Origin of the sequence: Paenibacillus sp. GD4 (assembly GCF_030846225.1) — a bacterium.
GTDB classification, from domain to species: domain Bacteria; phylum Bacillota; class Bacilli; order Paenibacillales; family NBRC-103111; genus Paenibacillus_G; species Paenibacillus_G silviterrae.
On the sequence record NZ_JAVCYK010000002.1, the window covers coordinates 774,692 to 795,521 of the forward strand.

Sequence of the window (20,830 nt, forward strand, 5' to 3'; positions counted from 1 at the left end):
AACCCGCTATACTTAAGGTAAACCAAACGGAGGAGATGATGACCGATGATCATCAATCATTTGTTTCCTAGGTATACCGAATTTGATCCCAAGGTTCCTGTATGGTGCGTGACCCCGAAAGGCGGCGGACTTCACCGCTTCTTCGACACATCTCCAGTCAGCCCCTCCGGCCGCTACTTGGCGGTCCTGCGTATGCCCGATCAACCGCGCCTGAATTTGCCGGGAGAAACCGCAGAAATTGTAGTGATCGACCTTCACACGGCGGAAGAAACGGTTGTTGCCGATACGAGAGGCTGGGAGCCGCAGCTTGGTGCCAACCTGAACTGGGGCGCGGACGATGCATCGCTCTACTATAATGATGTAGATACGGCAAGCTGGGAGCCGTTCGTTACGCGCCTGAATCCTCTGACAGGCGAGAAACGCCGATACGAGGGCTCGATTTATCGCACTTCGCCCGATGGAAGATGGATCCTCTGCGCCAACGCTGCGGCCATGCGCAGGACCCAGTTTGGTTACGGCGTGGTGCTCCCTGATGAGCTCGTTCCGCGCAACTTCGGCTTCCGTGCCGATGACGGATTGTACATTACCGATACCGAATCCGGCAATCGCCGGCTGCTGGTATCTCTCGCCGAGGTGATGGAGAAAGCGCAGCCTCTTATCGATCGGGATGCCTACAGACACGGAGAGCTGTATGGCTTCCACTGCAAGTTCAACCCGCAAGGAGACCGCTTGCTCTTTACAATGCGCTGGTTTCACTCCGAAGAGGCCGAGCCATGGAATCAGATCAGCAAGCGATTGGCCTTCTGGGTAGTGACGCTGAAGCCGGACGGAAGCGAGCTGCATGTGGCTGTCGGTCCGGAGCAATGGGTGAAGGGCGGACATCACATCAACTGGTTTCCGGACGGAGAACATCTTTCAATGAACCTCGCGCTCGATGGAGACAGAAAGCTTAAGCTGGTGCGGGTAAAATACGACGGCACGGGCTTGGGCAAAATCACGGATGCCGTGCCGGGTTCAGGACATCCGACCGTTCATCCGGACGGGCGTCATATATTGACCGACTCCTATGAGAAGGAGCCGGTTGCGTACGGAGACGGGACGGTGCCCCTTCGCTGGATTGATCTTGCGACCGAGACGGAGCAAACGCTGGTTCGAATCCGCGTCGCTCATGAAGGAGCCAAGGCCAACAATGCGCTGCGTGTGGATCCCCACCCTGCTTGGGCACCGGACTTCAGGCACATCGTTTTTAACGGGTACGTCGATGGAGATCGGCGCGTGTTTATCGCGGATTTAGGCAGTGTCCTGTAAGCATGCATAAAATAGCCTTCCGCGGGGCAACATGCTCATAAACCATTTGCTGGAAAGGACCCTGAAGTATGCTGCGACGCTTGTGGAAACGACCTCGCAAGAGCTCCTCCACCGCTCCCGGGACGTCTGATCCGGCTGCTGCCTCCGATTCGCTCGAAGCTCTTCTGGACGCTAACTTGCATTTCATCCGAAAAACAGTGGGAAACAGCAGCGATATCGTCATCCGGGAAGTGGTTATCGGCGTCGACGGCATGCTGCGGGCAGCCATTATCTATACCGACGGATTAGCGGAATCCAAGCATGTCCTGGAGGCCCTGATGCTGGATGCAAGAGTAGCGAGGCTGGACGGTAACGATACCTTGGAGAAGGATCCGATGCGCGTCTTGATGGATTCCACTCTTGCTATTGGCGAGACGGAGAAGGTCCATACGTTTGACGGCCTATTCCATGCGGTCCTGTCCGGGGATATTGCCATACTCCTGGACGGTCAGGCGGCCGCACTGATCGCCAACGGGAGAAATTGGAAGGAGCGCAATGTTTCCGAGCCTGCCTCTCAAAGCGTCATCCGCGGACCGCGGGAGGGCTTCACGGAATCCATTCGAACCAATACGGCATTGATCCGACGTAAAATCAAGGATCCTAGGCTGTGGCTGGAAATGCGGCTCATCGGCAGGATCACTAGAACGGATGTAGGGATCATGTACATCCAAGGCATTGTGAATGAGCAGGTGCTGAAAGAGGTTAAGCAGCGGCTGGACGGCTTAGATATCGATTCCGTGCTGGAGAGCGGAACGATCGAGGAGCTGATCGAGGATAAGGTGCTGACGCCTTTTCCGACAATGATCAATACGGAACGCCCGGACTCGGTAGCCGCATCGCTGCTGGAGGGCCGGGTAGCCATACTTGTGGACGGCACACCCTTTGTGCTTGTGGTTCCGGCGTTGTTCTCGCAATTTTATATCTCGAGCGAGGACTATTATCAAAGGGCGGATTTTGCTACACTCATCCGAATCCTGCGCTACCTTTCGTTGTTTATTACCCTGCTCGCACCTTCGCTTTACGTGGCCGTAACGACATTTCACCATGAGCTTCTTCCTACGCAGCTGCTTATCGGTTTGGCCGCTCAGCGAGAAGGGGTTCCTTTTCCCGCTTTTGTTGAAGCCGTGCTGATGGAGATTACTTTTGAAATCCTGCGTGAGGCGGGCGTCCGAATGCCCAAGACCATCGGACAGTCGGTGTCGATTGTAGGCACGCTGGTGATTGGACAGGCCGCTGTAGAAGCGGGACTCGTCTCCCCTGCCATGGTGATTGTGGTGTCCATTACAGCGATATCCAATTTTGCGATTCCATCATTTAATATGGGCATTTCCTTGCGACTGCTGCGCTTTGTATTGATGGGGCTTTCGGCATCGTTCGGCTTATACGGTATTACGATCGGCTTAATCGCCATTGTGCTTCATTTATGTCAGCTGAAGTCATTCGGAATCCCGTATTTGTCGCCGTTTGCTCCTCTTCAGCTGGAAGAACAGAAGGATACCATATTCCGAATGCCCATGCGCTCCATGTTCTCCCGCAAACAAGGAAAGTCTGCTGACCGGCAGCGATAACTCCGACAACGCCTTAGCAAACAGAGGGATTCGATGAACAAACGTCTAGCGGTGTTGATCATATGGCTTAGCGTTATTTGTGCGGCTACCGGCTGCTGGAACCGGCGCGAGCTGAATGAGGTGGCCATTGCCTTGGCTCTAGGATTGGATAAAGTCGAAGGGGGCTACGCAATTTCGGTACAAATCGTAAATCCGGGAGAGATCGCCCCCAAGGACCGGGGAGGCAAGGGGATTCCCGTTCAAACGTACACGGAGACCGGCAAGACGGTATTTGAGGCGTTGAGGCGCATGACCACAAAGTCCCCGAGGAAAATGCTTATGTCCCACCTAAGGGTTGTCATTTTCGGAGAGGAGCTGGCCAAGGAGGGGATTAAAGGGACGATTGATTTCCTTTCTCGGGATCATGAGTTAAGGGCCAACTTTGCCATTCTCGTTTCTAAGGGTTATTCCGCTGAGCGAATTCTAAGGGTGTACACCATCCCTCAGGAAGTCATTCCCGGAAACAAGATTTATAAATCGTTAGATGCCGTCGAGAGATCTTGGGCTGCAGCCAAAAAGGTGACCTTGGATGAACTTCTGGAGGATCTGACGAAGGAGGGCAAGCAGCCTTCCTTGACGGGCGTTACGTTATCCGGGCATGCGGGACCCGGAAATATCGAAACCAGGGAAAATGTAGAACAAATTAAAATGATTACCAACATCAAGCTTTTCCAGCTTGCCGCTTTTAAGGGTGATAAGCTGATCGGCTGGCTCACGGAAGAAGAGAGCAAGGGCTACAATTATATTCTTGGTCATGTAAACAATTCCGTGGGGCAGATTCCTTGTCCGAACGGAGGCCAATTGGCCATGGAGTTCATCCGGGCAAAGTCGAACGTGAAAGGAGCATTTCGTCAAGGCAAGCCGAGTATCGCTGTAAACATCCAGCTTGAGGAGAACATCGGAGATGCCTCCTGCGCTATTGATTTGACGAAGACCGAGACGATTGAAGAGCTGGAAAAGCGCTCCGAGGAAGTTATTCGCGGCTATGCTGCATCGGCGGTTCGTAAGGCGCAGAAGGTGTTTCAGTCGGATATTCTCGGCTTTGGAGATGTACTTAGCAAAACCGATCCCCAAGCCTGGAAGCCGTACGCGAAGGATTGGGATCGCGAATTTCGGAACCTGGAGGTCAACATCCAAGTGGATGCCAAAATTCGAAGACTCGGCACAACAACCAATCCAATCCAAGTCAAGGGCGGGGAATAAGTCATGTGGTCGCTGATCGGGATTATCGCTGCAGCAGCGGGAATCGTTCTTGTGGAGGGACCCGCATTATGGCGGAGTAAGGATACGAGAGAATTTCTGTGCTTTTCGCTGCTGCTGCTCACCGGGCTGGGTCTTAGTACGGCCGAAACGCTCCAGTGGAAGATCCCGAATCCGCTGGATGCTGTTGCCTTTGTCTTTACACCCGTAAGCGATATGCTGGAGCGATTCTTACAATGACGAAGCGGGGGCAGGTTCGATGATGGTGTCTGTTCGTCAATTTACGATACTTGCCATGTTCTTTACCGTGGGAACCACCATTCTAATCATTCCTGCCGGACTTGCGGCAGTTGCGGGCAACGATGCTTGGATGGCAGCAGTTCTTGGCTCTTTGGTTGGATTGGCAATCGTCCTCTTCTTTAATGCCGTCGGCAAACGGATGGAAGGGATGACGTTTGTTGAATATACGCATTCCCTTTATGGACCGGTTGTCGGAACAGTACTCGTTTTTCCCTTGATTTTCTTTTCTTTTATCGGTTCGGCTACCTTGTTATCCTATATCGGAAATTTCGTAACGACACAGGTTATGCCGGAAACACCGATCCAATTCATCAACATACTGTTTGCTGCGGTTGTCATGATGGGCTTGCGTTCCGGACTCGAGACGATTGCCCGGGCGGCGGAGGTTTTTTTTCCGTGGTTTATCATGCTTTTCATGATTTTCGTTGTCCTTATCATTCCGGATACCAAGCTCTCGAATCTGGAACCGGTTTTGAATACGAGCTTCCCCTCCATGGCCAAGGCTGTCTTAGCTGTAATTGGTACGGCATCGCTTCCAATGGTCGTGCTGCTGATGTTCTTTCCCAAGCACATACGCCATAGGGATCGGGCAAGGAGAGGGCTGCTCGTCGGATCGGCCGTCGGCGGCGTTGTGATTGTACTAATTACCTTGCTGTGCATCGCGGTAATGGGGGCGGAGAGCACGGCCCGGCAGCAGTACCCAAGCTATGTGCTTGCCAGGAAAATCAGTATCGCCGATTTTTTTCAGCGCATCGAGTCGATCTTGGCAGGGATCTGGATTCTCTCGATTTACTTCAAAATTACATTGTACTCCTACGCGTGTGTGACGGGACTCGCTCAAACGCTGAAGCTGAAGGACTACCGTCCGCTTGCTTTGCCCTTCGGCATGATCCTTGTCGTCATGTCGCTTGTCGTCTATCCCAATGTCGTGTATATGGCCGAATGGGACTCGACCATATATCCGCCGTATGCTGTAGCGCTCGGCTTCTTGTATCCCTTGTTGATCATGGCGCTGGGGGCTTTCAAGCGGAAATAAAGACGCGAAAACAAAACGTCCGCTTCCAAGAAGAAGCAGACGTTTGTTCATTCGGCACCTTCTTAGCTTAGTTTGAAGGCGGCTACCATATTTTTTAATTCGTGCGCCAGCTGAGCGAGGGATTGAGAGGTGGATGCCGTCTCTTGACTGCTGGCTGCCGCTTCCTCCGTCGCAGCGGAAATTTTCTCGATCGACTGCAGCACCTCCGTCGACTGAGCCGCTTGCTCTTCGCAGGCTGCTGCAATCTCGGATACTTTGCTCGCCGTGTCGTTCACGACAGTCATGATGGTTTGGAAGGCTTCACCCGTTTGCCGCGAGGCTACGGTACCCTCATTCACAGCGGAAACGCTTAGCTTGGTATTTTGCTGCATCCCCTTAATAATCACGCTGATTTGCTTTGTCGCTTCACCGCTTCTTTCGGCAAGTTTCCGTACTTCATCGGCAACGACGGCAAAGCCGCGGCCCATTTCACCCGCACGAGCGGCTTCGATAGCTGCATTCAGAGCAAGCAGGTTCGTCTGGTCCGAAATATCTTCAATTACATCGATGATCTCTCCGATTTGGTTGGAGTCCGCCTCCAGCAGCGCCATTTGACGATGGATCGATTCCATGCCTTGTACCGATCGGTCGATAACTTTCCCTCCATTTTGCGCCATGGACATGGTTTCCTCCGACAGCTCGGCCGCCTGCTCCGCACTGACGGCTACCGAGTTAATGGCTACGGACAATTCTCTGAACAGCTCGTTGATCGCTTGCGCCTCCTGAGCCTGTTCATTGCTGCCAGTAGCCACCTCTTCGGAGCTTGCCGAAATCTGTTCGGCTGCTGCAGCTACGCTTTCGGCCGAAGCGAGAATACCGCCTATGGTTCCTCTCATGCTCTGAATGGTATGATTCAGCGCCTCCGCCAATCTTCCAACCTCGTCCCGGGATTGAATATCAGCGGTTTCACGCAAATCACCATGAGCTACCTTATCCAAGATACCTAGAACACGATTGACCGGACGGCTGATCGATTGGGAAATCAAATAGCCAAAGCCGATACTTAATAGCAGTACCGCTAAGAATACGATAATCATGACATTACGAGCCGAATAAAAAGCGGCTTTGTTCTCATCGTTGATCGCTTTGGCCGTCTGGGAATTATACTGAATCAGATCGTTCATGATCTTATCCCGCTGCTCCTTCAAAGGCCCCACTTTATGTAAATAGATGGCATACGCTGCTTCATTATTGTTTTTTTGCGCCTCAGCAAGTAATTCCTTGCGCGCATCTCGATATTTCTGGTGGACGGGGTTGTATTTTTCAACCAAATCCTTCTCCCCAGGATCAAGCTCGGTTTGCAAATAATCGTTCATCAGCTTATCGGTGTCCGCGGACGCTTGATTGATCTCATCCAAAAGCTTATCGTTCATATTATCGTCCGTTGTAATCATCAGCTCAAGTAAGTTGGCTTCTTGTCGATAGGAAATGGTTTGCATCGCACTTAAGTATTGAATCGGCAGCAGCTTGTAATTATACATTTCTTTCGATGCGTTATTCATTCTTGACATGCCTGTGTAACCGATAATGCCGACGGTCAGCAAAGCTATCACACATAACAGAATCAAAAGATTGATTTTTACGCCGACCTTCAGATGTTTCATCATTTCCATGAATACCCCTCCGTTTGTCATGTTTGTCTTTTTGTCTGTTAGTGAGCTCATTCCGATCAAACCACCAAAAAAAGCCGCCTCTAATGGGCAGCTCTTTCCACGATCCCCCCAATGGTTGCCCGGCTGCCATAGCATAGCATGCTGCGTTAGGCCCGAAGCTTTGCGTCCTTGACTTTCGACAAGTTTGCCCTTTTCAATGGCATTTCTACATTTTACGACAATTATCGACCTTTATATTAGGAATATAGCATTAAATTCCTTGAAAATAAATGGTAAAGTTATGGTATTTCTTTAACTCGTCTTGCCGGTTCCATATCTCATCTGCTAGGATGAATTTGGAAGGAAGGTCCAACCTATCGTACGGGAGAGATGTTAATCATGTCTATGGGTAACGGCACGATACGCCATATGGCGGTTTTTACACTAAAGCATTCCAAGGACGCGCCGGAGACGGCTCGATTTCTTGAGGACGGCTACCGCATTCTAACCGGAATACCCGTTGTGAAGAACTTCGAGGTGCTGCGCCAGATCAGCCCGAAGACAGACTTTGATTTCGGCTTCTGCATGGAGTTCGACTCTCAGGATGACTATACCGCTTACAACGAGCACCCTGATCATGTTGCCTTCGTCCAGGAACGTTGGCTAAAGGAGGTCGCTCGATTCCAGGAGATTGACTTCATGAAGGCTTGATTGCAGCTTGCGGAGATACTGCCGGAGGTTGTCACCAGATCTGTAAAGTGGTGATTTCATCTTACGTTCTGCTTGAAGGGCACAATTTTGTGCCGTAAAGTGATTTTTTCACGTTTCATCGTGCTTCTGCATGTGAAACCTGGGCGCAAGGTCTGTGTTAGGTGATTATTTCGCCTTACACGCTTTTCGCCCGAAAATCTGTGCGCCTTAACGTGATTTTTTAATGCTACGCGCAAAAAAGGACTACTCCTCAAAGCCTGAACTACATAGGCCAAGGAATAGTCCTTCTTTCATTACTCTGATTCTTGCAGGAGCACTCGTGCCCGAACCGTCTTCCCCCATGCGGGAATGCGAAGGCTGCTGCCTTCCACTACGGCCTCCAGCCCTTCTACAGCAGCGATTTCTCCCATCCCCTCAAAGGCAATCGTAAGCGGCTTGCCGCTGCCTACCAGCTCAAGCAGCAGGCTTGCTCCTTCCCGGCTCACCGAAGCCCTCAGCTCAGCTGCGCCTGACACATCTCGTACCACCGTGCCGGCCGTACGGCCGTCCTCCAGCTCATACACCCGCAGCTCCACTTGATCGGCATAATCGTAGTCCGGTCGCGTATCCACCGCACCGAAGGCGATGATGCTGTTGGGCCGGACGAATAATGGCAGGCTGAGAAAACCGTACGTTTCCTTACGCCATCTTCCACCTTCCATGGTTTCCCCTGACAGCAAATGCGTCCAGCGTCCTTCCGGCAAGTAATAGCTTACTTCTCCTGCCTCACTGAACACCGGTGCCACAAGAAGCTGCTCTCCCAGCATGTACTGACGATCCAGGAACTCGCAGGTCGGATCGTCCGGGAACTCCAGCAGCATGGCACGCATACACGGCAGCCCCTGCTCCGCAGCCTGCGCCGCCGTCTCGAACAAGTACGGCATCAGCCGGGATTTCAGCTTCGTAAAGAGGCGCGTGACCTCCACCGCTTCCTCGTCGTACGCCCAAGGTACACGGTAGGACTTGCTGCCATGCAGTCTGCTGTGACTGGACAGCAAGCCGAAGGCCAGCCAGCGCTTGAATACGTGCGCCGGCGCGGTTGCCTCGAAGCCTCCGATATCATGGCTCCAGAAGCCGAACCCGCACAAACCGAGCGACAGACCGCCCCGAAGACTTTCGGCCATGGACTCGTAATCCGCGTAGCAATCCCCGCCCCAATGAACCGGAAATTGTTGACCGCCGACGGTCGCCGACCGCGCAAATACCGCCGCTTGCCCTTTTCCCAGCTTGCTCTCCAGCACGCCAAATACCACTTTATTGTAAAGAAAAGTGTAGTAATTGTGCATTTTCACAGGATCGGAGCCGTCATGATAAATCACGTCAGTTGGGATGCGCTCGCCGAAATCCGTTTTGAAGCTGTCCACTCCCATATCAATGAGTCCCCGCAAATAGCTTGCATACCACTCGCATGCCTCCGGATTGGTGAAATCGACCAGCGCCATGCCCGGCTGCCACAGATCCCACTGCCATACGTCTCCGTTCTGCCGCTTCACAAGATATCCGTTCCGTAAGCCCTCCGCAAACAACCGGGACCGCTGCGCAATATATGGATTGATCCAGACGCAGATTTTTAAGCCCTTGTCTTTCAAGCGCTTTAGCATGCCCTGAGGATCCGGGAACACGCGGTTATCCCACTGAAAATCCGTCCAATGAAATTCGCGCATCCAGAAGCAGTCGAAATGAAACACATGGAGCGGCAAATCCCGCTCCGCCATACCGTCGATGAAGGAATTGACCGTTGCCTCATCGTAATTGGTCGTAAAGGATGTGGAAAGCCATAAGCCGAAGCTCCATGCGGGAGGAAGCGCGGGTTTCCCGGTCAGCCCTGTATATTTGCCCAGAACCTCCTTTACCGTCGGGCCGTCGATAACGAAATATTCCATTGACTCGCCCTGGACACTGAACTGAACCTTCTTCACCTTCTCCGAGGCGACCTCAAAGGAAACCAGCTCCGGCTGATTGACGAGAACACCGTAGCCTTTGTTCGTAACATAGAACGGAATGTTCTTATAGGCCTGCTCAGAGCTGGTGCCCCCGTCCTTGTTCCAGATGTCCACGACCTGACCGTTCTTCACGAACGGCGTAAAGCGCTCTCCGAGTCCATACACCCATTCGCCTACGCCGAGATCCAGCTCCTCCCGCATATAAGCCGACCCTGCGGCATCCCGAATATATGCCATCGATTTCGCGCGGCTTCCGGTGATCCGCTCCTCCCCTCGAAGGAAATCGACCGCCCAGTCCGCTCCCTTCCGGATCCGGACACATAAGCTGCCGCTGGTCAACCGGGCTTCCTGCTCGTTTTCTTCAATCACCGTGTAGCTCCCGTCAGCTGCCGTCAGCTCGAATGCCGGCCCCCGATCGAGAATCCCCTCATGATGAATCAGCTTCACACCGATTATGCCAGGCATGGGAGAGTGGAACCGCACCGTCAGCAGCCCCGTATCCAGCATGCTGGATCGGCTCACAAGCGGTCTCGGCGAGACATAAGCCGTCAGCCCGTCCTCTCTCCGTTCGATCTCATGAGCCTGTACGGCTCCCAGTACTGTCAGTCCTTCCCGCAATAACCAGTTGCCATCCGTAAATTTCATGCCGTAACCAACCCTCTCTCTTATTCCTTTACCGAGCCTAGCGTAATCCCGTGGATGAAGAAGCGCTGCAGGAACGGATAAATAATTAATACCGGAATCATTGCGATAAAAATTTTGGCCGCATTCAGCGTCCGGTTGGACAGCTCGCTGAGCCGCTTCAGCTGCTCCGTATCCATGGTACTCGCATCGATCACGACGACCAGCTGTTGGATGTACGTTTGCAGCGGATATTTATCCGCCTTTGACATGAGCACCAAGCCGTTAAAAAACTCATTCCAGTGGTACACGATGCTGAACAGCGTAACGGTGGCAAGCACCGGCACGGCCAGCGGGATGAACAGCTTCACCAGCATGTACCATGGTCCGGCCCCGTCGACAAGCGCCGCCTCCTCCAGCTCCTTCGGCAGGTTGCGGAAGTAGTTGACAACCAGAATGACGTTAAACATCGGCACACTGTGTCCGAGCACAAGCGCCCAGATGCTGTTGATCAAACCAAGCGATTTCACGGTTTGGTACCAAGGAATCAAACCGCCGTTGAAGAGCATCGTGAATACGAGAACCCACATCAGCACATTGCGAAGCGGCAGCTCCTTGCTCGTTTTGGACAAGGGATAAGCCATCAGAACCGTTACCACAAAGCTGACGCCGGCCCCCAGCACGACCCGCTGAATCGAAATCCAAAAGGAATTGAAAAATTTGCTGTCGCCCATAATCTCTTGATAAGAATTGAGGTTGAAGCCCACCGGCCACAGCTTCACAAGACCGGCCTCAGCTGCTGAATTGGTGCTAAGCGAGATGGCGAGCGTATACCAAAGCGGCAGCAGGCATAGCAGCGCAATGCCGACAAGCAGTACCACCAGCAGCCCATCGAACACCCTGGAGCCAAGCGTTGCTTCTCTGACCATAGCCATGCTCCTTTATTAGAAGATACGATAATTAGCAAACTTTGAAGCGAGCGCGTACGAAATGATGATCAGCAAGAAGCTGATGACGGATTTGAACAGCCCCATCGCTGTAGCCAAACCATACTGCAGGTTAACCAGCCCCGTACGATACACCCACGTATCAATAATATCGCCCGTCGAATACACAAGCGGATTATATAAGTTGAAAATTTGGTCAAAGCCGGCATTCAACACGTTCCCGAGGCTCAGCACCGCCAGAAGCACAACCGTCGTGACAATGCCGGGAATCGTTACATACCAAAGCCTTTGCAAGCGCGTAGCCCCGTCAATGGCTGCCGCCTCATAGAGCGAGGGATTAATCCCCGTTAAAGCGGCGAGATAGATGATCGTATTGAAGCCGAACTCCTTCCAAACATCGCTTCCGACAATTAAGAAGGGGAATAAATCCGCCCGGCCGAAGAACAGCACCGGTTCGCCCCCGAAGGCCGTTACCAGATGGTTAACCGGTCCTTGATAAGCAAAGACATCCAGCAGGATCCCCGAAAGAATGACCCAGGATAAAAAATGGGGCAAATAAACGAGCGTTTGAATCCAGCGCTTCAGAATGGCCATTCGCAGCTCATTCAGCATCAGAGCGAAGACCATTGGAACCAACAGATTGGCGATGATCTTCATCACCGCAATATTCAGCGTATTGAATATTACCGTACTGCTGTCACTCAGGGACATTAAATATTTGAAATTTTCCAGTCCGATCCATTCGGAATGCATCATACCAAGGCCCGGGTTGTAGTCCTGGAAAGCGATCACGAAGCCGAACATCGGTACAATGCTGAACAGCGTCAGCCATACATATCCCGGCAGAAGCATGAGATAGTAATGCTTGGCGAAGCCTTTGGACTTCATGCTTCAGCTCACTCCTTCTCTGTCATCGAATGGCGGCGCCGACCGGCGGCCGGCGCCCGCTTGCTTATTACTGCTTCGCTTGCTCTTCTACCTCTGCCGTAATCTGGTCGCCGCCCTGCTTCTTCCACTCCTGAACGAACGTGTCGAACGAATCGATCGGCGCCGCGCCCATAATGATCTTCAGGAAAGCTTCCTTCTCGAGCTTGTCGAGCGTAGGCCATTTGGATTCCATCGTCTTTGTCATGGAATACGTCAGGCTATATGTCCTCTTATACGGCTTTTGCAGCGCGCCAATGCCTACGAACGTAGAATACATCCGCTTCCATACACCGAAATCCGCATTCGGATTCCAATACTCAATATCGATCTTATCGTACGGCTCCAGCTTCACCTTCTTGACGTTCTCCGCATCCGCCTTCAGCAGCTTATAACCCGGCAAATCCATATCCTCCGGTTTCTTCGTGCCGGCAAGCACTTCCTTCATCATTTTGTAGGTGACATCCATTTCATCCATCGGTGCGAAAACGATACGAAGCGGGTAGTTATCCAGCGACACCTTCACGTCCATCTTCGATTCGTCGCGCAGCAGCAGGTTCTCCAGCTTCAGCGCCGCTTCCGGATGCGCATAACCCTTACGGACAACCAGGAACTTATTGGACGGCGTCCCCATATGCGGGGTAAACTCGCCGCTTGCATCGAGCGGGGCGGTATATGCCTGCCAATTCGCCTTCGGATCGTTCTTGATGGCATCGCCCAGCGGACCGTAGCCTCCCCACCACATGCCAAACCAAATGCCGGCTTTACCGCTCTTAATCAGCTCCGCCGAGTCCTTTCTCACGCTGATTTCCTTGTCGATCAGCCCTTTGGCGTACCAATCGCGCAGCTTCGCGAGCGCGGTCTTGGTCTCCGGCAGAATCGAGCCGTACACCGCTTTGCCGTCTTTATCCTTCAGCCAGAAGCCGGGATACGCATGATAGGAGGAAAACACCGGATCGAAGCCGTAATTGTTATTGTTCGGAGCAATAAAGTTCGCATGCAGCAAACCGCCGGATTGCGGTCCGACGATTCCCATCGTATCCGCTTTGCCGTTGCCGTCCGGGTCCTGCTCCACGAACGCTTTGGCAACCTTCTCCAGCTCATCGATTGTCTTCGGCGGCTGCAAGCCGAGCTTATCCAGCCAATCCTTGCGAATCCACATCAGATGAACCATATCGGACTCCGTGGTAACGTTTGGAATAGCCAGCATTTTCCCGTTAAAGGTGACTGCCTTCATCGCCAAGCCTTTGGTGGAGTCGATGATGCTCTTCACGGCTGGAGAGGCATAATTCTTATATACCTCGGTTAAATCCGCCAGCTGGTTCGCTTTCACCATCTGCCGCAGCTGCGTGTCGTTGACGATCATGGCGTCCGGCAGATCATTGCTGGCGATCGACAGATTCACCTTTTGATCGTAATCTTTGCCGGTTGCCGCCTGCCAGGCGTTCTTCACCTCGACGTTCAGCTGCTCTTTGACATAGCGGGTATATTGGTTATTCTCTGTGCTGTCTCCAGGCGGAAGCGTCTTATCGGAGGGATTGACCTCCTTGCCGATGTTGATCGTAACCGCTTTCTCGTATTTCCCGAACGGATCCCCCGGAGCGGAGCTCGATGGCCCGGCTTCCTTCGGCGTGTCTCCCTTGGCTTGATCCTTCGTCTCGCTGCAGGCGGATAAGGCAACCAGCATGGCAGCCAGCAGTAACGGAACCGCTTTCTTAGATTTTCGCAATGGATTCCCCTTCTTTCGTTTCATGTTTCGTTGCTTCTTACTCTTATAAAGTATCACGAAAGTGCCGATCGGACGGATAGAAAGCGGTTACGGCTTCTGTAGGAGAAATGACCGGAGCGCCGGGCCGGGCAGCCCCGGGATATGACATTGATACACCTATTTACCTGACAGCTCTCTACCGGTCTCCTGAACGCCGCGATGCGTTTGCCGGTATTCACTGGGCAGTATGCCCGTGTGCTCGCGAAAGGTACGACTAAAGTACTTTTCGTCCGAATAGCCGGTCTGCTCGGCGATCCAATGTATCGGCTTATGGGTATACAGCAGAAGCTCCTTCGCCTTCTCCATGCGGATATGCCGCAAATAATCGTTAAATGTCCTTCCGATCACATCCTTGAAGCATTGGCTGAAATAGCCGCGGCTCATCGTGACCCTTCGGGCCATATCCGCCGCCGTCACGGCTTGATCCAGCTCTTCATGCATCAGCTGCTTCGCTTTCATAACCGCCTCGACCACTTCCTGGGAATAAGTCGACCGCTGGAGCGCCTGCCGGATGTGATCTCGTGTCGCCTGCAGCCAGCTTACGGTATCGTGCCAACAATAAAGGGCATCCGGGAACGGAATGGGGGGCATGCCGAGAGGCCCGAACAACCGGTTCCACTCATCGATTAGGGAATAGAGCAGTCCGATCAGCTTGACTTCCGGCAGCCGAAGCTGCTTCAAGCCCTCTACCAGCTTCGTAAACACGGTATCCTGTCGAACCCAATCCGGGGTTGACCAATCCGCTTTGGCCAGCGTCAAACTCTCCTCGGCCTTACCGGCAAGCAGCTCACCGTCCTTTAAGGCGATCCCCTCCTTGTCTTGTGTCACGACCTCGCGGATCAGTGCTTTATCGCCAGGTGCATAATCATAGAAAAAATCCCTTTCCCGATAGCGCTGCAGCCAGGCTAACGCGTCCTTCCGCGTTACTCCCCGAAGACCATTAAGCTCAATCAAGGACCAATCCTTGCCATCCTGCAAAGCGGCGGCCCAGTGCTTTACCAATCCTTCTCCCGCAGCGTCATCGGCCGGAAGCCAGAGATACGTGTTCAAGCCTGCTTCGGATAACGTACCGCCGGAAAGTGACGGTCCCAGCTCCGTCTCCTCCAAAGCTTTCGCATGCTTCGGAGCAAGCAGCACATAGCCGCGATCCGTCAGCCATTTCGCATCCCGCCCGTTCCGCGGATCCGGCGTCACGGAACCGCTGCCCTCCCGTATTCTCTCAGCGATTCGTCCCAGCACTTGGTCGAACCGCTCCTTCTCCAGCTGAACCTTGGCAATGTAGTCGATAGCTCCAAGCCGCAGCGCCTCCTGGATATATTCGAAATCCTGGTGAAGCGTCAGGACGACGATGTGAACATGCGGATAACGCTTGCGCACCTCCCGCATCAATTCAATGCCCGACATCACCGGCATGGCCAAGTCCGTCAGAAGCAAATCCACAGGGTGACTTCCCATGAATTCCAGCGCCTTTTCCCCGTGATTCGCTTCCCCTACCACCTCCATGTCGAACTCAGCCCAAGGCATGGCGGAGATTAAGCCCTTTCGAACCAATTTGTCGTCATCGACAACCAGCACTCGAATGCTGCTCATGCGATTTCCCTCCCCTGATCTATCGGTATCGTTACATAAACGCTCGTGCCCTCGCCTACCGTACTTTCAATGACAAGCGACGCCGTCTCGCCGTATTGGCTTTCCAGCATTCTTTTGACATAGTTCATACCGATTCCCATCCCGACCTTACGATTGTCCGCTTCCTTCTGCGTAAGCAGCTGCCGGATCGTTTCCTCTGTCATCCCGGCTCCGTTATCGCGAATCGATATTTCCATTAAATCTCCGGTCCGCTTCACATCCACCTGGATGTAACCGTCGTCATGCAAGCCGTGATACAGTGAATTTTCTACAAGAGGCTGCAAAATGAACCGCGGCACAGGAGCCTTCAGCACCTCTTCATCCACATGAATGCGCACATCGAACTGGAAATCGTAGCGGATCTGTTGAAGAATAAGATATTGCTGCAGCGCATCGATTTCCTCCTGCATCGTAGCCGTCTGGCCCAGCTTGCCGAGATTGTAGTACAGCAGTTTATTCAAGGAAAGGACGAGCCGATCGATTTCGTTCTGCCCGTTCATAACGGCCAGCCAGTGCACTGTATCCAATGAGTTCATAAGAAAATGAGGGTTGATCTGATACAGCAGCTTCTCGACCTCCAGATCGATACGCCGCCTCTCCTTCTGTTCCACCTCAGCGAACAGCTGCCAGATTTGCTCCTTCATCAGCCTGAATTGATGCAGCAAATGATCGAACTCCGGAATTTGCGTCCGGATCGGCTCCGCAGGCACAGGGGCTTGCGACATTTGTTTGATTTCCTTTTGAAAGTCGCTGAGCGGCCGGTACACCATTTTCCAGAGCAGCCAGGCGAGCAGCAAACTGATGCCGAGGAAGAGAAGCGAGAACAGCAGAATCTGCAGAAACCATTGGTTCATTTCCTTGTTGTAATTGGCCTGGGGGATGATCGTCACCATACTCCAGCCTTGATTGCTGACCTCCTTGAACCAATAGTGCCCTTTCAGCGTACCCGAGGTGCCGCCGGCAAAATCTTCGACGGTCGTATGCAGCGGGAAGAGGCTCGGTGATTCGCTATAAGCAATTCTCCCGTCATTATCCAGAAAAATGTGCGACAGCCCATCGACAAACAGGTCGTTATCCAAAATCGTCTGCGTCAAATGAAAGGCCGACTCGATGTATACGTAAACGTCGTCGCGGCTCGGAAGATCGACCTTCCGCATCGCCGAAAGCACATATTGATTATCGAAGCTGCTGTTGCTGATGTGAGGTCCATAGTAGGAAATTTCGTAGTATTGCGCCAAGAGGGGGAGCTTGTTCGGGTCGAAGCTGTTGCGTACCCCCAGATTTTCGAAGAGGAAGCTGTGGTCGTTGCGAAAATAGTAGAATGTAAGTCCGATCGACGGATTCGTGAAGGTAATGACACGCAGCTGCTCCTTCAGCTCGTCGGTCAGCCCGTAACGGTCATACGGCATTTCAGCCTCCAGCAGCTCTTCCAGCTTCTTCCCCGCGGTTCCTTCGAAAGCAAGCTGCTGCGATACATGGTTTAGGTTGCTGATCGTGCTTTCCAGCGACATGCGAACCTGCTTCAGATTGCTCTGGATCCCCGCTTGAATTTTACCTGTCAGAATCGAGTAGATCGTATAATACGAGATCGAGCCAATCGTTGCAAAAGGGATCAGCACGCTGATCAAGAAGATTAAGGTAATCCTTCTTCGCAGTGTCAAGTAATCGTATAGAGCTGATGTTACCTTACGGGGCCGGGCCATTCGTAGGTTCCCCCTCTAGCATGGAAGTAGGTCAAGCTTAATTGTTCATAATGTTATCACAATCTTCGAGGGAAAAACTATCATAACTTGAAGCCGCTAACAAAATGATGCGTTTGCCTCAGTGTCTCCTCCTGGACAATCCCACTAAAAAAGAAGAACAAGCGGCTTTGTTATTCCGCTTGTTCTTCTTGCATTGTATCTCTATTCCATCCAGGGCTGTCGCTCGCTTGTGACCGTCATACCGCTCTCAAGCGCTTTGCCAAGCAAAAGATTGAGATAATGGTCATGCGAAGCCTCCGCCAAGGAATAAAAGCTTTCGCCGCCATTCACGTAATCGTGCATTTTGCGGAGGCAGGTGGCGATCGCGAGCTCATCGTCCGTCAAGCGCGCCGGGACGAATTCGTTGGAATAAACCCACGCCTCGCCCAGCAAAATACCCTTGAGGTAATAGCCCTCAAGGTTCCCGTTCTCTCCTGCATTCATTCTCCGAAGCTCCGTTTGAACGGGCGTATGAAAGTTATGAAGATAACGTACGGTATCGTTGTGGATTTCCCCGCGGGTACCCCGAATCAAAACTCGCGGGGACCGGATCCACGAGAAATACTGATCTCTGGTAAAATCGAATACTCCATGTTTATCCGGAAACTCGAACCAAGCGATATCTTGGTGTGTGGGAATAAGCTCCTCCCGCTGCGGTTCCCCCCCGCGGTCCGGTCCTGCCGTAATGCGTGAACCGAACCGTTTGGCAGTAATCCTTACCTCATCGAAGCCTACACCCAAACACTTGCGAAGCAGCGCAATCCCGTGATAGCCATGAGCCAAGCTTACTTGGGCATGCGAAATCTCACCGAGCTTTCCCGACCGGACGATGTCCAGGATCGCCTGATTTCGCGGCTGAAACGGATATTGCTCTGCGACCTGAATTTTCGCCCCGGCGTCAGTGAACTTCTGGAGCTCGATCAAACCGGACAGATCAGGCGCAGGAGGCGTCTCCGACAGTACCGGTACCCCACGCTCCGAAAGCTCGGCAATATATCCGGGACACGCGGCCCAAGGAACAGACAATACGATAAACGAGGGATCCGAAGCTTCGAGCATCTTATCCAAGCTGCGGTAGGTCCGTACTCCAAACATGCTTTCGATCCGTTCCCCTTTTTCCGCATCGCGAACAACCATTCCGGCGACCTCGAACCGGGAAGGGAGAGCTTGGGCAATGCGAAGATAAAACTCAGCCCTCCAGCCGCCGCCGATAATACCGAATGTAATTTTATGCTCCGTTTGACTCATTACTCAGCACCTGCCTTTACAAATGTTTCTGCATCCTTTAACAATATTATTAACTCAAGATTTTACCTGTACATATTTCGTGCATCTAAGTCATTTTAGCATAGCTAACCGGAGAATCCCTATAGATAACGCTATTTCGACGTTCTTTTCGTCAATTTTTACTTGTTTCCCGAAATGTGATTTTTGCAGCGGCTTCTGCGTTATAATCATCACTATCATTCATTTCATTTACAGCCAGGAGGCTTTACCATAATGCTGCATTCCCATTTACCGATTGCACAAAATCCGTTGAAAACAAAAGAGGATTTACGCATTGCTTTCGCTCAATTGACCGATCCATTAAAACCTTACTACAGCAAGGGCTTCGCTCGGCTGCACCTGGGTCACAGCGGTGCAAGCTATAGTTCCGATGTTGCGGGGTACGAAGGCTTTTCACGAATTCTCTGGGGACTTATCCCTCTGCTAACCGGCGGGGGGACCTCGGAACTCACTGAAATATATAAGCAGGGCATCATCAATGGCACCAACCCGGACCATGAAGAATATTGGGGTGCCGCAACGGATTATGATCAGCGCTCTGTCGAGATGGCCGCTTTCGGATTTGCTCTTGCACTGATTCCGGATACATGTAAGGAATGGCTGAACCGTGCCGATCTTGACAGACTAGCGACGTGGCTGCGGTCCATTAACGAAAGTAAGCTTTGGGACTGCAACTGGCTGTTTTTCCGGGTATTGGTTCAAATCGGCTTTAAAAAGGCCGGGCTGCCCTACGATAAAGAGCTCATCTTCCGTACGTTGGATGAAATCGAGCGCTTCTATCTTTCCGAAGGCTGGTATGCAGACGGAGTGAAAGGTCACAGCGATTACTATGTTCCGTTTGCACTCCATTATTACGGGCTGCTCTACGCCAAGCTCATGGAAGATGAAGATCCGGTGAGGTCCCGCCTGTACAAGGATCGCGCCGCACAATTTGCCAAACAGTTCATTTATTGGTTTGCAGAAGATGGTGCCGCTTTGCCTTATGGCCGGAGTCTTTCTTATCGGTTCTCACAATCAGCCTTCTGGGCTGCGCTGATCTTTGCTGAAGTACACCCGTTCCCTCTGGGAGTAATGAAAGGAATATTACTCAGAAACCTAAGGTGGTGGTTCCGAAAGCCGATATTTAACAATGACGGCACTTTAAGTATCGGCTATGCGTACCCTAACCTGGTTATGGCGGAAAATTATAATGCTCCTGGCTCGCCCTATTGGGCTTTGAAATCATTTCTCCCCTTAGCATTACCGGATGATCATTCGTTCTGGCATGAAGAGGAGCTGCCGTTGCCCGCAATGGAAAACCAATCGGTACAACAAGCCCCCCATCTTGTCATATGCCGACGTAATACAACCGCGGGAGCTCATGTCCTTGCTTTTAATTCCGGGCACTTATCGACGAATGAACATACGCATACTTCCGCTAAATACGAAAAATTCGTTTACTCTACTTTTTTCGGATTCAGTGTACCCAGAGCGGAGTGGGGACTTGCCCAAGGCGCCTATGACTCTATGCTTGCCTTGAGCGAAGGCGATAACTTATATCGGGTAAAGAGAAGATGTGAAGAAATATCCGTTACGGAAGAAGGGATCTATGCAAGATGGATGCCTTGGAAGGATGTAGAGGTGCGGACCTGGATCATTCCGGGAAGCCCCTGGCATGTGAGGGTCCATCGGGTGGAAACGGCTAGAGATTTGGATGCGGCGGAGGGCGGATTCGCTCTGGGTATGGAAGCCGATTCGAATGCAGCAGCATCCACCGGAATGGTTCAGCAGCAATCGGAAGATGGGCTGATTGCACAATTCGGCAATGGGATCAGCGGAATAAAATTATTATACGGCAGTGGAAGCTTAGAGTTGATTTATCCGAACGCGAATACGAATTTGATCCATAAGCGAACCGTCATTCCGACGCTAAGGGCTGCACTGCAAAGGGGGACTCACTGGATCGCCACTGCCGTATTCGGCGAACCATTCAATGAGACATCATTGAAGCTTTGGAGCATGCCTCCAAAGTCCGAGCTTCGCAGCGAGCATCTTATCATTACGATGCCGGGCGACACGAAGCCGATTTTTCAACAAAGAATCGGTTAACTGCAGAAGG

General features: G+C 52.2%; 15 protein-coding genes and 1 riboswitch. Of the genes, 7 read left to right on the top strand and 8 right to left on the bottom strand.

The genetic code is table 11. The features are described 5' to 3' along the window. The first annotated feature begins 45 nt into the window (after positions 1-45). The 5 genes from RAC89_RS26370 to RAC89_RS26390 all read left to right on the top strand — a co-directional run bounded on the left by RAC89_RS26370 (position 46) and on the right by RAC89_RS26390 (position 5,490). Positions 46-1,308, top strand: coding sequence for a TolB family protein (locus tag RAC89_RS26370; protein WP_306616709.1), 1,263 nt, complete (start codon positions 46-48; stop codon positions 1,306-1,308). Between the two features lie 68 nt (positions 1,309-1,376). Beyond that, on the top strand, positions 1,377-2,915 hold the full coding sequence (locus RAC89_RS26375; protein ID WP_306616710.1) for a spore germination protein: 1,539 nt from the start codon (positions 1,377-1,379) through the stop codon (positions 2,913-2,915). A 33-nt stretch (positions 2,916-2,948) separates the two neighbouring features. Continuing rightward, entirely contained in the window at positions 2,949-4,157 is a 1,209-nt protein-coding gene (locus tag RAC89_RS26380; protein ID WP_306616711.1) for a Ger(x)C family spore germination protein, read from the top strand. Between the two features lie 3 nt (positions 4,158-4,160). Next, positions 4,161-4,394 (top strand): hypothetical protein, encoded by a 234-nt coding sequence (locus RAC89_RS26385; RefSeq protein WP_306616712.1) that lies wholly within the window; start codon positions 4,161-4,163, stop codon positions 4,392-4,394. Positions 4,395-4,413: 19 nt separating this feature from the next. Continuing rightward, complete coding sequence (locus RAC89_RS26390) at positions 4,414-5,490, top strand: GerAB/ArcD/ProY family transporter (RefSeq protein ID WP_306616713.1); 1,077 nt, start codon at positions 4,414-4,416, stop codon at positions 5,488-5,490. A gap of 62 nt (positions 5,491-5,552) precedes the next feature. Here RAC89_RS26390 and RAC89_RS26395 read toward each other — a convergent pair whose 3' ends face one another. Continuing rightward, the gene (locus RAC89_RS26395) at positions 5,553-7,142 is read right to left on the bottom strand and encodes a methyl-accepting chemotaxis protein (RefSeq protein WP_306616714.1); all 1,590 of its coding nucleotides are present in this window, start codon (positions 7,140-7,142) and stop codon (positions 5,553-5,555) included. Positions 7,143-7,252: 110 nt separating this feature from the next. Beyond that, positions 7,253-7,341, bottom strand: a riboswitch (cyclic di-GMP riboswitch). A 179-nt stretch (positions 7,342-7,520) separates the two neighbouring features. Here RAC89_RS26395 and RAC89_RS26400 point away from each other — a divergent pair. Continuing rightward, positions 7,521-7,832 (top strand): Dabb family protein, encoded by a 312-nt coding sequence (locus tag RAC89_RS26400; RefSeq protein WP_306616715.1) that lies wholly within the window; start codon positions 7,521-7,523, stop codon positions 7,830-7,832. A gap of 293 nt (positions 7,833-8,125) precedes the next feature. On the opposite strand, the gene yicI is transcribed toward RAC89_RS26400, so the two are convergent. The 7 genes from yicI to RAC89_RS26435 form a co-directional block, all read right to left on the bottom strand. Further along, positions 8,126-10,459, bottom strand: coding sequence for an alpha-xylosidase (yicI, locus tag RAC89_RS26405; RefSeq protein WP_306616716.1), 2,334 nt, complete (start codon positions 10,457-10,459; stop codon positions 8,126-8,128). 20 nt (positions 10,460-10,479) lie between these two features. Beyond that, positions 10,480-11,364: a carbohydrate ABC transporter permease gene (locus RAC89_RS26410; protein ID WP_306616717.1), complete on the bottom strand. Its 885-nt coding sequence runs from the start codon at positions 11,362-11,364 to the stop codon at positions 10,480-10,482. 15 nt (positions 11,365-11,379) lie between these two features. Continuing rightward, entirely contained in the window at positions 11,380-12,270 is an 891-nt protein-coding gene (locus RAC89_RS26415) for an ABC transporter permease (RefSeq protein WP_284645926.1), read from the bottom strand. Between the two features lie 67 nt (positions 12,271-12,337). After that, positions 12,338-13,993, bottom strand: a complete 1,656-nt coding sequence (locus RAC89_RS26420; protein ID WP_372516758.1) for an extracellular solute-binding protein — start codon at positions 13,991-13,993, stop codon at positions 12,338-12,340. 198 nt (positions 13,994-14,191) lie between these two features. Next, positions 14,192-15,664 (bottom strand): response regulator, encoded by a 1,473-nt coding sequence (locus RAC89_RS26425; protein WP_306616718.1) that lies wholly within the window; start codon positions 15,662-15,664, stop codon positions 14,192-14,194. Continuing rightward, complete coding sequence (locus RAC89_RS26430; RefSeq protein WP_306616719.1) at positions 15,661-17,406, bottom strand: sensor histidine kinase; 1,746 nt, start codon at positions 17,404-17,406, stop codon at positions 15,661-15,663. Before RAC89_RS26430 ends, RAC89_RS26425 begins: the two co-directional genes overlap by 4 nt. 201 nt (positions 17,407-17,607) lie before the next feature. Next, entirely contained in the window at positions 17,608-18,693 is a 1,086-nt protein-coding gene (locus RAC89_RS26435) for a Gfo/Idh/MocA family protein (RefSeq protein WP_306616720.1), read from the bottom strand. A gap of 252 nt (positions 18,694-18,945) precedes the next feature. Here RAC89_RS26435 and RAC89_RS26440 point away from each other — a divergent pair, with 252 nt between their 5' ends. Continuing rightward, positions 18,946-20,820 carry a DUF2264 domain-containing protein gene (locus RAC89_RS26440; protein WP_306616721.1) on the top strand — a complete coding sequence of 625 codons (1,875 nt, stop codon included), beginning with the start codon at positions 18,946-18,948 and terminating at the stop codon, positions 20,818-20,820. Positions 20,821-20,830 lie beyond the last annotated feature (10 nt).